Below are 14,938 nucleotides of genomic sequence, written 5' to 3' on the forward strand. Positions count from 1 at the left end.
ACCGGCGAGGCGGGTGGGCCGTCTCGCTGAAACAAACGCGTCCCGATCCCGTCGCCACCCTGGGAGGTAGGACCGTTTTGGCCGAGTCCGGTTTCGTTCACCTGCACAACCACACCGAGTACTCGATGCTCGACGGCGCGGCCAAGATCTCGCCGCTCTTCGCCGAGGCGAACCGGCTCGGGATGACCGCGGTTGGCATGACGGACCACGGCAACATGTACGGCGCCTCCGAGTTCTACAACTCGGCGAAGAAGGCCGGGATCACCCCGATCATCGGGATCGAGGCGTACATCGCGCCCGGTTCCCGGTTCAACACCAAGCGGGTGCAGTGGGGTGATCCGAGCCAGAAGGGCGACGACGTCTCCGGCTCCGGCGCCTACACGCACATGACGATGGTCGCGGAGAACGCGACCGGGCTGCGCAACCTGTTCAAACTCTCCAGCCTGGCCTCGATCGAGGGCCAGCTGGGCAAGTGGGCGCGGATGGACGAGGAGATCATCGCCGCGCACGCCGATGGCATCATCGCCACCACAGGCTGCCCGTCGGGCGAGGTGCAGACCAGGCTCCGGCTCGGCCACGAGCGCGAGGCGCTGGAGGCGGCGGCGAAGTGGCAGGAGATCTTCGGCCCGGAGAACTTCTTCCTCGAGGTGATGGACCACGGCCTCTCCATCGAGCGCCGGGTGCGCGAGGGGCTGCTGATGATCAGCAAGCAGCTCGACATCCCGCCGATCGCCACCAACGACTGCCACTACGTCACCAAGGACCAGTCGACCAACCACGAGGCGCTGCTCTGCATCCAGACCGGCAAGACGCTCTCGGATCCGACCCGGTTCAAGTTCGACGGCGACGGCTACTACCTCAAGTCGGCCGCCGAGATGCGCGCCATCTGGGACGCCGAGGTGCCGGGCGCCTGTGACAACACGGTCCGCATCGGCGAGCGGGTGCAGCCCTACGACGAGGTCTGGCAGCACCGCGACCGGATGCCGGTCTTCCCGGTGCCCGAGGGCGAGACCGAGGCCAGCTGGCTGCGGCGGGAGGTCCTGCGCGGCCTGGACCAGCGCTTTCCCGGCGGCCCCCCGCGCGATTACGTGGAGCGCGCCGAGTACGAACTGTCGGTTATCAACCAGATGGGCTTCCCGGCCTACTTCCTGGTCGTCGGCGACCTGATCAAGCACGCGCGCGAGGTCGGCATCCGGGTCGGCCCGGGCCGCGGCTCGGCGGCCGGTTCGCTGGTGGCCTACGCCCTGCACATCACGAACATCGACCCGATCCCGCACGGCCTGCTCTTCGAGCGCTTCCTGAACCCCGAGCGCGTGTCGATGCCCGATATCGACATCGACTTCGACGATCGCCGCCGCGGCGAGATGGTGCGCTACGCCACCGAGCAGTGGGGCACCGACAAGGTCGCCCAGGTGATCACCTTCGGCACCATCAAGACCAAGGCCGCGATCAAGGACTCGGCGCGGGTGCTCTTCGGCCAGCCCGGCTTCGCCATCGCCGACCAGATCACCAAGGCGCTGCCGCCGCCGATCATGGCCAAGGACATCTCGGTCTCCGGGATCACCGACCCGAACCACGAGCGGTACAAGGAGGCCGCCGAGGTTCGCGAGCTGATCAACACCAACCCGGACATCGCCAAGATCTACGAGACGGCGCGCGGCCTGGAGGGGCTGATCCGCAACGCGGGCGTGCACGCCTGCGCGGTGATCATGTCCTCGGAGCCGCTCACCGACGCCATCCCGGTGTGGCGGCGGGCCCAGGACGGCGCCATCATCACCGGCTGGGACTACCCGTCGTGCGAGGCCATCGGCCTGCTCAAGATGGACTTCCTCGGGCTGCGCAACCTCACCGTGCTCGGCGACGCCATCGACAACGCCAGGCTCAACCGCGGCATCGAGATCGACCTGGACGCGCTGCCGCTGGACGACAAGCTCACCTACGAGCTGCTGCAGCGCGGCGACACGCTCGGCGTCTTCCAGCTGGACGGCGGCCCCATGCGCGACCTGCTGCGCCGCATGCAGCCCACCGCCTTCGAGGACATCGTCGCCGTCGGCGCGCTCTACCGCCCCGGCCCGATGGGCATGAACGCGCACAACGACTACGCGGACCGGAAGAACAAGCGGCAGGACGTCAAGCCGATCCACCCGGAGCTGGCCGAGCCGCTGAAGGAGATCCTTGGCGAGACCTACGGCCTGATCGTGTATCAGGAGCAGATCATGCACGTCGCGCAGAAGGTCGCCGGGTACTCGCTCGGCCGCGCCGACATCCTGCGCCGCGCCATGGGCAAGAAGAAGGCCGAGGTGCTGGCCGCGGAGTTCGAGGGCTTCGAGGCGGGCATGCAGGCCAACGGCTATTCCAAGGCCGCGATCAAGGCGCTCTGGGACACCATCCTCCCGTTCGCCGGCTACGCCTTCAACAAGTCGCACGCCGCCGCCTACGGCCTGGTCTCCTACTGGACCGCCTACTTCAAGGCGAACTACCCGGCCGAGTACATGGCGGCGCTGCTCACCAGCGTCGGCGACGACAAGGACAAGGCCGCCGTCTACCTCTCGGACTGCCGCAGGCTCGGCGTGCACGTGCTGCCCCCGGATGTGAACGAGTCCGAGCTGAACTTCGCCTCGGTCGGCACCGACGTGCGGTTCGGGCTCGGCGCGGTGCGCAATGTCGGCACGAACGTGGTGGCCTCGATCCTGCAGGCGCGCAAGGAGAAGTCGAAGTACACCGACTTCTCCGACTACCTGAACAAGATCGATACCGTGGCCTGCACCAAGAAGGTCACCGAGTCGCTGATCAAGGCGGGCGCCTTCGATTCGCTCGGGCACCCGCGCAAGGGGCTGCTGCTGATCCACTCGGACGCCATCGACGCGGTGATGACCACCAAGAAGGCCGAGGCGATCGGGCAGTTCGACCTCTTCGGCGGGGTCGACGCGGACGAGTCGATCACCTCGATCTTCAACGTCGCGGTGCCGGACGACGAGTGGGAGTCCAAGCACCGGCTGGCGCTGGAGCGGGAGATGCTCGGGCTCTACGTCTCCGGGCATCCGCTGAACGGCGTCGAGCACGTGCTGGCCGCGCAGGCCGACACCCAGATCCCGGCCATCCTGGAGGGCGACCTCAAGGACGGCACCCAGGTGACCGTCGGCGGCATCCTGGCCTCGGTGAACCGCCGGGTCAACAAGAACGGCCTGGCCTGGGCCTCGGCCCAGCTGGAGGATCTGACCGGCGGCATCGAGGTGCTCTTCTTCCCGCAGTCGTACCAGCTCTACGGCATGGACGTGGTCGAGGACGCCATCGTGCTGGTGAAGGCGAGGGTCAGCGTGCGCGACGACCGGATCTCGCTGATCGCCAACGACCTCGCGGTGCCGGATCTCTCCACCATCGGCGTCGCCAAGCCGCTCGCCGTCACGGTGACCACCCGGATGTGCACGCCGGACAAGATCGGCGAGCTCAAGCGGGTGCTCATCAGGCACCCGGGCACCGCCGACGTGCACGTGCGGCACGTCGGGGCCAGGGACAAGACCACCGTGCTCAAGCTCTCCGACAGCTTCCGGGTCTCGCCGTCGTCGGCGCTCATGGGCGACCTCAAGGCGCTGCTCGGCCCCGGCTGCCTGGCGGGCTGAGCGACACCGGGACGCGCTGCGCCGCACGCTCTCCACGCGGCGGTGCGGCGCCCGCGCCGGCGCACCGCCGAGCCCGGTGCCGGAGACACGCACCGCTGATACCGAGGTGACCAGGACTTTCGGCCCTATGGTTGGGGTCGTTCGTCCTGATCTCGGCTCGTGTGGTGGAGGTGTGGGCATGACAATCGCCGGTTCGATCCGGTCCGGTATCGCGCGCTGCGCGGCGGCCGGGGCGGCGGTGCTGGTGCTGGCCGCGCCCGCCGCGGCGGTGCCGCTGCGGCAGGACGCGCAGTTCCCGCTCCCCGCGCTCGGGTTGACCGCCGTGCAGCCCTTCGACGGCCGCGACGACGTGGTCGCGCTGGTCGTCCCGGTGCCGCCGGGGATGGCGCCCGCCGCGCTGCGCGGCACCCTGCAGGTCGCGCCGGACGCCGGGACCGGACGGATCGACGTCGAGGTGCAGGGGCGGGTGGTCGGCTCGGTCGAGGTGCCGCCGGGCAGCGCCACGCTGCCGGTCAGCCTGCCGCTGGCCGGGGTTCCGGTGCTGAACGGCGCCGCCACCGTCACGCTGCACTCGCACCTGACCGCGATGGGCGCGGGCTGGTGCGCCGCCGAGAGCGGCACGCTCGCCCTCGTGGACGCCACCGTCGACTACACCGGCGAGGAGACGCAGCCCGCGGTGATCGCGGACTTCCTGCCACCGGTGCTGAACCGGCTCACCCTGTACCTGCCCGCCACCCCGTCGGCGGACGAGACCGCCACCGCGCTCGAGCTCGGCACCGCCATCGTCGCCAGGTACGCCAACCAGACCGTCGCGGTTGAGCTGCGCCCGCTCGGGCCCGGCGGTGCGATTCCGGCGGAGCCGCCTGGGCTCCTGGAGCGCCGCGTGGTGATCACCGAGGCGGACACCGCGGGCACCACCCTGCGGACGACGGCACCGGGCGGCCCGGTGCTCGCGGTCACCGGCCGCGGCGCGGAGCTGCGCACCCAGGCCAGGCTGATCACCAGCGACATGGCCTGGATCGCCGCGGACACCGCCGCCGTCGCCGGGTCGCTGGCCCCGGCGCCGCAGCTCGCGCCGGACAGCGTCACGCTGCGCGAGCTGGGCGTCACCACGCTGAGCGGGACCGGCCAGGGCCGGGTCCGGATTCCGATCGCGGTGGACCAGACCCGGCTCGGCCGCCCCTCCGGGACCGTGCGGATCCACCTGCGCGGCAACTACACGCCGCTGCCGGACGGGACGAACGGCCAGCTCACGGCCACCGTCGGGGACAGCACGGTCGACCACTGGCCGGTGGACGGCTCCGGGAGCATCGACCGCTGGATCGACGTCCCGGATCGGCTGCTCGGCCGCTTCACCGAGGTCGCGGTGGCGCTGCAGGTCGCGGGGGCCGCGAGCTGCGAGGCGGCGCAGCCGGTCACGCTCACCCTCGACCCGGAGAGCACGGTGGAGAGCGTGCGGCGGGTGCCGCCGGTGCCGGGCGGGTTCGAGGCGCTGCCGCAGGCGCTCATGCCCGCCGTGCAGGTCGGGCTGAGCGCGGGCACGCTGGCCGACGCCGGGCGCGCGCTCGGGCTGCTCACCGGATTGCAGCGGATGACGCTCGCGCCGCTGCGCCCGGAGCTGGTCCCGCTCGACGCCGCGCTGAACTCGGACCGCCCCGCCGTCCTGATCGCGGCCGACGGCGGGCTGCCCGACTCGCTGGAGCTCCCGCTCACCGTGGTCGGGCCGAGCGTCACCGTCGCCGACGCCGACGGTGGCCCCGCGCAGAGCGTGGAGCTGCCCGGGCAGCGGCTCGGCTCGCTGCAGGCGGCCTGGAGCGGCGACCGGATGCTGCTGGTCGCCACCTCCACCGGCGACCCCGCCGCCACCGATCGGCTGCTCGACTGGTTGCGCGCCGAGCCGGACCGCTGGTACGGGCTGCGCGGCGGGGTGCTGGCGCAGACCGGCGACCGGGAGCCGATCCTGCTGCAGGCGCCGGCCACGCTGCCGGCCGAGCAGCCGAGCGACGACCACACCACCCTCCTGCTCGCGGGCGCGGTGCTGCTCGGAATCGGGCTGATCGGCGCCGTCCTCGTCCTGCTCACCCGAGCCCGCCGCGGCCCCGGCCGCCGGGCGTGAGCACCGCCACCGCGCAGCGCCCGCTCTGGCTGCGCCACCCGCTCCTCGCGGTGAGCCTGCGCTGGGCGCCCATCGTCGGCGGCGGCGCGATCGCCTTCCACGAGTCGCTGAGCCGCCTGCAGCCCAGCGCCGAGAACGGCCAGCGGGTCGGCTACCTGGTGATGCTGCCGCTGGTGGCGCTGGTTGCCGCGGTCGGCGTCGCCCGGCGCCGGTACCGGGAGCTGCCGATCCACGACCGGCAGGTCGACTACATCGTCGGCGGCATGGCGCTGGTGCTCGCGGTCGTGATCGTCGGGCTGATGGTCCCGCGCTACCCGGACACCTTCGACCTGCTCCGGCTGGACATGTACGCGGGCGTCGCCTACTACTTCGGCGGCTGCGTGCTGATGTTCGGGCTGCGCGCGACCGGCCGGTTCTGGCCGGTCTGGCTGGTGGTGCTGCTCTTCGGGCCGCTGCCGTACCGCGCGCTCGCGGTGCTGCTCGGCGGCGACTGGAAGGCATCGGCGCTGGTGTTGGTGCTCTTCGTCGGGTTCTGCGCGGGCATCGCGGTGGCCCGCAGCTGGCGGCGCGGGCTGCTCGGCGCGCTGGCCGGGCTGCTCGTCGGGCTGGTGCTGGTCGGGCTGCTCGACCTGGCGACGACCGGCATCCCGAGCCCGCTGGTGCAGCAGCTGCCCGCCGCCGTCGCGGTGGCCGGGGTCGGGCTCTACTTCATCGGGCACACCATGCGGCACCGGGAGCCGAACGCGCACCTGGTGCCGCGCCGCGAGCCGACCGTCGCGCGGCCATGGCCCGCGCTGATCGTGCTGGCCGCCGCCACCGTCGCGCTCTCCCTGCTGCCGCTGCCGCCGCCGATCGATCAGCGGATCGGCACCGGCCCGCCGCTCGCCGACGGGCCGGGGCTGAGCGTGCCGGACGGCTGGAACCAGACCGGGTTCGCCCGGCTGGACTGGGCGCCGCAGTACTTCGGCGCCGATGCCACCCTGGTCCGCCAGGTGGTGACCGCCGACCGCGTGGTCGACGCCTGGGATGTCAGGGGCCGCAGGCGAACCCTGGTTGTCGACACGCTGAACACCGACGACGTCTTCAATCTCCAGGTGTACCCGGGCCAGACGCTGTACTCCACCATCTACGCCCGCCGCTCCGACCCGCTCACCATCGAGCTGGCCCCCGGCCAGACCGGCCGGATCTACACCATCGTGGACGAGAACCTCTTCCTCACCTGGACCTACCTGAGCTTCATCTGGCACCGCGGCCCGGTGGTGGAGTCGGTGCGGGTGATCGCGGTCGACAACCACGAGCCGGGCGCGCCGTTCCCCGAGCCGTCGCCGAACATGGGCTCGATCGCCGCGCAGACCTTCACGATCATGATGCGCGGCAACGCCGTCGCGGTGGACGACAAACCCGAGTACAAGGACGTCGACCTGCTCACCACCTTCGGCAGGGCACTGGTCGCCCGGCAGTGGGAGGCGCCGTGACCGATCCCGAGTTCCGCGCCGCCGCGCTGCACGACGCCGTCTCCGGGCTGCGCGAGCGCACCCCGAGCGCCTCGGCGGCCGTCCCCTTCACGCCGTGGCAGCGCGTCATCGGCTTCGCCCTGCTCGCGCTGCTGATCGCGGGCGGGATCTTCGCGCCGATCCCGACGCTCACCACGCTCACCGCGGTGAGCACGCTGGCCTACGTCGCCGCGCTGATCGACCGGCTGGTGATCTTCCGGCGCGGGCTGCCCGCGGACGCCATCGTCCAGATCGACGACGACGAGGCGCGTGCCATCCCGGACGCCGAGCTCCCGCCCTACACCGTGCTCATGCCCGCCTACGACGAGACCGAGGTGATCGGCCAGCTCATCGCCGCCATGGCCGCGCTCGACTACCCGAAGGACAAACTGCAGATCCTGCTGCTGCTGGAGGAGGACGACGACACCACCATCGCCGCCGCGGCCGCCGCCGGGGTGGAGCAGGTGGCCACCGTGGTCCTGGTCCCCGCCGCCGACCCGCGCACCAAACCCAAGGCCTGCAACTACGGCCTGCACTTCGCCACCGGCGAGATCCTCACCATCTACGACGCCGAGGACATCCCGGACCCGCTGCAGCTGCGCAAGGTGGTCGCCACCTTCGCCCGCTCCGACCCGAGGACCGCCTGCGTGCAGGCCAAGCTGGCCTTCCGCAACGGCAGGCAGAACCTGCTCACCGGCTGGTTCACCGTGGAGTACGACGTCTGGTTCAGCTACCTGCTGCCCGGCGTCATGCGGGTGAACGCGCCGATCCCGCTCGGCGGCACCTCCAACCACCTGCTCCGCCGGGTGCTGGACGACGTCGGCGCCTGGGACCCGTACAACGTCACCGAGGACGCCGACCTCGGGGTCCGGCTGGCGATCAACGGCTACCGCACCGCGGTGCTGAACTCGGTCACCTGGGAGGAGGCGAACAGCGACCCGATCAACTGGCTGCGCCAGCGTTCCCGCTGGTACAAGGGGTATCTACAGTCCTGGCTTGTGCACACCAGGCACCCGGTGCGGCTCTGCCGCGCGATCGGCACCGCCGCCTTCCTCCGCTTCACCCTGCTGCTCGCGGGCACCCCGCTGATCGCCTGCGTGAACGCGCTCTTCTGGCTGGTGCTGCTGCTCTGGCTGCTCGGCCAGCCGCGCGCGGTGGCCTGGGTCTTCCCGCCCGCGGTCTACTACCCGGCGCTGATCAGCCTGGTCCTCGGCAACGCGCTGACCATCTACATGAACCTGATCGGCTGCCGCGAGGGCCGCGACCCCCGGCTGCTCGTCGCCTGCCTGACCGTGCCGATCTACTGGTTCATGATGAGCATCGCCGCCATCAAGGGGGTGTGGCAGCTGCTGCGCAACCCGTCGTACTGGGAGAAGACCGCGCACGGGCTGGAGGTCACCACCGACGAGCCCGCGCCGTGAGGGCCCGCGCGGTCCCGCTGCTCTTCGCCGGGACCACCCTGGTCTACCTGGCGCTCGGCTGGTGGCTCGCGGTGCACCACGGCTACCTCATGGGCGACGCGCTGAGCCGGGTGCAGGCGGTGCAGGCCGTGCTCTTCAGCCGCGACCCGCACCTGGCCGCGATCGGCTTCGTCTTCACCCCGCTCACCGCGCTGCTGGAGCTGCCGCTGGTGGCGCTGAGCCCGTGGCTGCCCGCGCTCACCAGGTACGGCGTGGCCGGGGTTGTGGTCTCCGCGCTCTTCATGGCGGGCGCGGTGGTGCAGGTGTACGGGATCGGCGTCGACCGCGGCGCACCCCGGTGGCTGATCGTGCCGGTGACGGCGGTCTTCGCGGTGAACCCGATGATCCTCTGCTACGCGCTCACCGGAATGAGCGAGGCGCCGTTCGTCTTCTGCGGCTGCTGGGCGGTGCGCAGGCTGATCCGCTGGGTCCGCACCGACGACGTCCACGACCTGATCACCGCCGGCGCCGCGCTCGGGCTCGGCTACCTGGCCAGGTACGACGCGGTGGTGCCGATCGCGGTCACCGCGGCCTTCGTCGCGCTGCGCAGCTACCTGGCCGCCCGCGGCCGCAAACGCGGCGACCGGGTGGCGGCCGGGGTGCTGGACGCGCTGCTGCTGATCGGGCCGGGGGTGCTGGCGGTGCTCACCTGGTTCGTCACCAGCTGGCTGCTCACCGGCGAGGGGCTGGCCCAGTTCAGCTCGGCCTACGGCAATGCCGCCATCATCGAGCAGTCCGGCGGCGCGGCGCAGCAGGGGCTCGCCGCGATCGGCTTCTCCGCGGCCGGGCTGCTGGTGCTGGCTCCCGCGCTGCCGCTGATCGCGCCGGTCGCGCTGGCGCTCGGGCTGCGCCGCCGGGACATCGAGGTGCTGGTGCCCACGCTGATCCTCGGCTCGGTGCTGGCCTTCCAGGCGTACGCCTACTTCCGCGGCGCCACCTTCCCGCTGCTCCGCTTCTACATCGCGGGCATCCCGCTGGTCTGCGTCTACACCCTGCAGCTCGCCCCGCCGGTCGGCGCGCCCCCCGCCCGGCGGCCGGGCCGCAACGCCGGGCCGCGCGGCGCCGCCGTCCCGCGGGCGCGCGCCGCCGCCGCGCTCGGGGCCGTCCTGCTGGTGCTGAGCCTGCCGATCACGGCGATCGGCCTCGCCGAACCCACCATCTCGGTGCAGCAGTACGCGCTGCGCAGCCTCTTCGCAGGCCCCGGCGACACCGCGCCGACGGTCGACACCGAGCACCGCATCCTCGCCTCCTTCCGCACCGAGCGCGCCATCGCCGACTACCTCGACGCCCAGCACCTGCCGGACGGCTCGGTGCTCACCGACTCCGTCTCCGGCTTCGGCATCGTGGTCGCCTCGGAGCGCCCGGAGCAGTTCGTCATCCCCTCCGACGAGGACTTCATCACCGTCCTCAGCGACCCAGCCGCGCACGGCGTGCGCTACATCCTCGCCGTCCCGCCGGTCGGCCGCGGCACCGCCGACGCGGTCAACCGCCGCTATCCGACCATCTACGAGAACGGCGGCGAGGTCGCGGTCCTGGAGCTGGAGGCGCCGAACGACGGCAAGGACCAGCCGGACTGGCGGCTCTACCGGGTCATCCCGCCGCGTTCCGGAGAGCAAGGACGGTGAAGAGCGGGTCACCCGGGCCGATGTCGTAGGTCTGCTCGCCGGGGCGCGGGTCGGGGACGAAGGCCCAGAGCAGGGCGCCCGCGGTGCCCGCTACGCGCTGGCCGTCGATTTTCTGCGTGATGTCGGCGGCGCGCCGGGCCAGGGAGGCGGGGGACTGGTCGCTGTGCTGCCCGATCTCGGCCACCAGCAACGGTTTTCCGGCGGCACCGGCCTGCTCGATGCGGCGGGCGAGGCCGTTCCACTGATCGCCCGGCAGCGGGACGCCGTCGGCGCCGTAGTCGTGGTACTGGACGATGTCGACGTTCGGCGACTCCGCGATGAGCCCGTATTCGTCTCCGGCCGAGCCGCATTGGCCGCCGCCGAGCAGCCCGGCGGTGATCGGGGTGCCCGGCGCGGCCGCGCGGACGATCGCGCCCGCCTCGTCCATGAAGGCGCGCAGGACGGCGGCGGCGTCCGGCGGGCAGGTGCGGGCGTTCCAGGCGCAGTCGCCGCCGGGACAGATCCCCGGCTCGGGTTCGCCGACGAGTTCCCAGGCGGCGAGCGCGGGGGAGCCGTGCCAGCGGGCGGTGGCGGCCGCGGTCCAGGCGGCGAAGGGGCCGCGCCAGCCGTCGGTGTACCAGTCGTACTGCTTGAACTTCTCGTCCTCGCAGGCGCCGTCCTGCGCGGTCAGCACCGGGATCAGGAGCTGCCCGTACTGCTGCGCGGCGGCGAAGACCGCGTCGATCGGGCCCCAGTCCCGCGCGCCGGTGACCCGGTGCGTGGCCAGCGCCTCGAAGGCGTTGAACCGGGTGAGTGAATTCGGTGGCAGTGCGGCGAAATACGCGTCGAGGTCGACCTGGGCGCCGCAGCCCCGGTTCACCTCCCAGTCGGTGGCGAGCTGGTAGGCGTTCAGCCCGGCCGGCCACCACGGCTCGCCGTCCAACCGCAGTTCCCCCTGCTGTACCTGCACCCTCGCCATCACCCCAGTGTGGCGTTGACCGAACGTTAAGGGCGCCGAAAGCGCCGAACCGCATTCTTTTCCCGACACCACCGAGACACAGGAGAAAGCAATGAACATCCTTCGCGCCCAGTTCCGGCTGCTCGCCCTCGCGTTCACCGCGCTGGCGGCCGCTGCCGCGCTGACCATCGCGGGTGCGTCGGGATCGGCCACCGCCGGCGTCTTCGCCGAGCTGAAGCTGCAGCCGGGCACCAGCAGCGGCGGCGTCGGCGGCAGCGTGGTCAGGGGTGACTCGGACACCTACATCCTGGAGGCCCGCTCCGGCCAGCTGTTCACCGCCGGGCTCGGCTCGGTCGAGGACAACGCCGCCTTCACCCTGATCGCCCCGGACGGCACCATCCTCGCCATCGAGGAGAACTACACCGAGGTGTGGCTGCCGCTCTCCGGCGACTATGTCCTCGATATCGCGCCGACCCGCGGCAACACCGAGTACTACCTGCAGTTCGAGATTCTCTGAGGCTCCCGGCGGTGGGGGCGAGGGGTGCTCACCGCACGGGTGGAAAAGGCCGCCGGTCCATGAGGACCGGCGGCCTTCCCGTTCCCGGCACACCGCCCGCGAACGTGGAATCCTGGGCTGGTGACTCTCTTCGAGGTGTGGGCGCCCCGGCCGGATCTGGTCCGTCTCGATCTCGACGGCGAGGTGCACCCCCTGCACCGGGACGATGCAGGCTGGTGGCGAGCCGACATCCCGGCCGCCCCCGGCGCCCGCTACGGCTTCCTGCTCGACGACGACCCCACCGTGCTCCCCGACCCGCGCTCGCCCTGGCAGCCGGACGGCGTGCACGGCCGCTCCGCGCTCTGGAGCCCGGACCCCGAGCTCTGGACCGACGCCGGCTGGCCCGGCCGCGGGCTGCCCGGCGCGGTCTTCTACGAGCTGCACATCGGCGCCTTCACCCCGGATGGCACCTTCGACGCCGCGATCGGCAAACTCGACCACCTCGTCGACCTCGGCGTCACCGTGGTCGAGCTGATGCCGGTGAACGCCTTCGACGGCACGCACAACTGGGGCTACGACGGCGTGCTCTGGTACGCGGTGCAGGACTCCTACGGCGGCCCGGCCGGGCTGCAGCGCTTCGTCGACGCCTGCCACGCGCGCGGGCTCGCGGTGGCGCTCGACGTCGTCTACAACCACCTCGGCCCCTCCGGCAACTACCTGCCGAAGTACGGCCCCTACCTCACCGACGGCCGCAACACCTGGGGGCAGAGCCTCAACCTGGACGGCCCCGGCTCGGACCACGTGCGCAGGCACGTCCTGGACAACGCGCTGCGCTGGCTGCGCGACTTCCACCTCGACGCGCTGCGCCTGGACGCGGTGCACGCCCTGGTCGACCGCACCGCCGCGCACCTGCTGGAGGAGCTCGCCACCGAGGTCGCGGTGCTCTCCGCCCGGGTCGGGCGCCCGCTCACCCTGGTCGCCGAGAGCGACCTCAACGACCCGCGGCTGATCACCCCGCGCGCGGCGGGTGGCTACGGCCTCACCGCGCAGTGGAACGACGATCTGCACCACGCCGTGCACACCGCCGTCTCCGGCGAGCGGCAGGGCTACTACGCCGACTTCGGCAGCCTGGAGTGCCTGGCCACCACGCTGACCCGCGGTTTCTACCACGCGGGCAGCTACTCCAGCTTCCGCGAGCGCAGGCACGGCCGCCCGGTGGACCGCGCGACGACGCCGCCGTCCGCGCTCTTCGGCTACACCTGCGACCACGACCAGATCGGCAACCGGGCCATCGGCGACCGGCCGTCGATGAACCTCACCGACGGCCAGCTGGCGATCAAGGCGGCGCTGGTGCTGCTCGCGCCGTTCACCCCGATGCTGTTCATGGGGGAGGAGTGGGGCGCGCGCACGCCGTTCCTCTTCTTCACCTCGCACACCGACCCGGAGATCGGCGCCGCCACCGCGACCGGGCGCAAGGCGGAGTTCGCCGAGCACGGCTGGGCCACCGCGGACGTCCCCGACCCGCAGGACCCCGAGACCTTCGCCCGCAGCAAGCTGGACTGGACCGAATCCGCCGACCCGTCCCGGGCCAGGCTGCTCGAGCTGTACCGGGATCTGCTCGCGGTGCGCCGGCTGCGGCCGGAGTTCACCGGCACCTGGATTCCCGACCACGCGGTCCGCTACGACCAGGACGAGAACTGGATCGTGATCGCCCGCGGCGGCCTCGAGCTGGCCTGCAACCTCGGCACCGAGCCGGTGGTAGTACCGGTGACCGGCATCACAGTACTGGCCTCCGCCGAGCCGGACAGTGCGCCCGAAGGTGCCGGTACGGTGCTCCCCGGTCACTCCTTCGCGCTGCTGGCCTGCGAGAACGATTGAATCACCGTCTCGGACGGATGATTGCCGGAGCCGAATCGCGCGTCTACCTTTGGTTCATGAGCACCGTTGCTTCCGCCGGCGATTGCGCCGAGCTACCGGACGGTGTCGGCGGCAGCGCCGGCACCGAGTTCGCCCCGCTGATCCGCACCTTCGCGCGGGTCTTCGGCCACCGGAGGGACGCGGGGGCCGCGCTCGCGGTGTACCGGCACGGACAACCGCTCGCCCACATCTGGACCGGCTACGGCGGTGACCGGCCCTGGACCGCCGACACCGGCACCGTGGTCTTCTCCGCCACCAAGGGCATCACCGCGACGGTGATCCACCGGCTCGCCGACCGCGGGCTGATCGACTACTACGCGCCGATGGCCGAGTACTGGCCGGAGTTCGGGGCCAACGGCAAGGCCGGAATCACGGTCGAGCAGGTCATGACGCACCGGGCCGGGCTCTCCGCGCTGCGGCAGGTCGCGCAGAACACCAGCGAGGTGCTCGACCACGAGCTCATGGAGCAGCGGCTGGCCGCCGCCGCGCCGGACCACCTGCTCGGCACCCCGACCTACCATGCGCTCACCTACGGCTGGCTGATGAGCGGGCTGGCCCGCGCGGTCACCGGCAAGAGCATGGGGCAGCTCTTCCGCGAGGAGGTCACCGAGCCGCTCGGCATCCGCGACGGGCTGCACCTCGGCTACCCGGGCCCCGGCTCGGCCACCCGCTACGCGCCGATGGCCGGCACCCAGCTGAGCGCCGCCCGCAACCCCATCGCCTCGCTGGTGCTCGGCCGCGGCCACGGCCTCCCCGGCGTGGTCGGGGCGGCGGTGCGCTGCCTCTTCGTGCCGGGGCTCGAGGCCATTCTGGAGGGCGCGCAGCCCTCGCTGCTGCAGACCGAGCAGGGCGCCGCGAACGGCGTCTGCACCGCCTCCGCGCTGGCGACCGTGTACGGGGCGCTGGCGGGCGACGGCGTGGTGAACGGCGCGCGCTACCTCTCCGGGCACACCCTGCACGAGATGCGCAAGGTGCGCAGCTACCAGCTGGACCACGCGCTGTTCTACCTGCCGATGATGTGGCACCTCGGGTACCACTCCATCCCGGTGCCAGGCGGGCACACCGGCTTCGGCCACATCGGGCTGAACGGCTCGTTCGGCTGGGTCGACCCGCGCTCCGGGATCTCGGTCGGCTTCGTGCACAACCGCTTTACCCTGCCGCTCTTCGGCCTCGACATCTCCACCGTCGCCTGGCTGCTCCCGCTGATCGTCGGCTGCCTGCGCGGCAACCAGGCCGAGCTCACGCCCGCCGCCCGCTCCGCGGCGTGAGCGGAG

9 protein-coding genes are annotated in these 14,938 nt (G+C 71.9%); 8 read left to right on the forward strand and 1 reads right to left on the reverse strand.

What is annotated here, in order from left to right; translation table 11 throughout:
* Positions 1–77: 77 nt before the first annotated feature.
* The 5 genes from dnaE (at position 78) to LTT61_RS26880 (ending at position 10,314) form a co-directional block, all read left to right on the forward strand.
* Positions 78–3,620: a DNA polymerase III subunit alpha gene (gene dnaE, locus LTT61_RS26860; RefSeq protein ID WP_233016793.1), complete on the forward strand. Its 3,543-nt coding sequence runs from the start codon at positions 78–80 to the stop codon at positions 3,618–3,620.
* Positions 3,621–3,798: 178 nt separating this feature from the next.
* Positions 3,799–5,736 (forward strand): cellulose biosynthesis cyclic di-GMP-binding regulatory protein BcsB, encoded by a 1,938-nt coding sequence (locus tag LTT61_RS26865; protein ID WP_233016794.1) that lies wholly within the window; start codon positions 3,799–3,801, stop codon positions 5,734–5,736.
* Positions 5,733–7,211, forward strand: a complete 1,479-nt coding sequence (locus LTT61_RS26870; protein ID WP_233016795.1) for a hypothetical protein — start codon at positions 5,733–5,735, stop codon at positions 7,209–7,211. Before LTT61_RS26865 ends, LTT61_RS26870 begins: the two co-directional genes overlap by 4 nt.
* On the forward strand, positions 7,208–8,650 hold the full coding sequence (locus tag LTT61_RS26875; RefSeq protein ID WP_420094702.1) for a glycosyltransferase: 1,443 nt from the start codon (positions 7,208–7,210) through the stop codon (positions 8,648–8,650). Before LTT61_RS26870 ends, LTT61_RS26875 begins: the two co-directional genes overlap by 4 nt.
* A complete protein-coding gene (locus tag LTT61_RS26880; RefSeq protein WP_233016797.1) occupies positions 8,647–10,314 on the forward strand; it encodes an ABC transporter in 1,668 nt (555 codons plus the stop codon). Before LTT61_RS26875 ends, LTT61_RS26880 begins: the two co-directional genes overlap by 4 nt.
* Here the strand turns inward: LTT61_RS26880 and LTT61_RS26885 are convergent.
* A complete protein-coding gene (locus LTT61_RS26885; protein WP_233016798.1) occupies positions 10,280–11,272 on the reverse strand; it encodes a beta-mannosidase in 993 nt (330 codons plus the stop codon). The genes LTT61_RS26880 and LTT61_RS26885 overlap by 35 nt on opposite strands.
* Before the next feature lie 91 nt (positions 11,273–11,363).
* Here LTT61_RS26885 and LTT61_RS26890 point away from each other — a divergent pair, with 91 nt between their 5' ends.
* From LTT61_RS26890 to LTT61_RS26900, 3 genes are all read left to right on the forward strand, one after another.
* Positions 11,364–11,768 carry a hypothetical protein gene (locus LTT61_RS26890; protein ID WP_233016799.1) on the forward strand — a complete coding sequence of 135 codons (405 nt, stop codon included), beginning with the start codon at positions 11,364–11,366 and terminating at the stop codon, positions 11,766–11,768.
* 120 nt (positions 11,769–11,888) lie between these two features.
* On the forward strand, positions 11,889–13,625 hold the full coding sequence (gene treZ / locus LTT61_RS26895) for a malto-oligosyltrehalose trehalohydrolase (protein WP_233016800.1): 1,737 nt from the start codon (positions 11,889–11,891) through the stop codon (positions 13,623–13,625).
* Between the two features lie 56 nt (positions 13,626–13,681).
* Positions 13,682–14,932, forward strand: a complete 1,251-nt coding sequence (locus tag LTT61_RS26900) for a serine hydrolase domain-containing protein (protein WP_233016801.1) — start codon at positions 13,682–13,684, stop codon at positions 14,930–14,932.
* Positions 14,933–14,938 lie beyond the last annotated feature (6 nt).

The organism is Nocardia asteroides (genome assembly GCF_021183625.1).
Lineage (GTDB): Bacteria > Actinomycetota > Actinomycetes > Mycobacteriales > Mycobacteriaceae > Nocardia > Nocardia asteroides_A.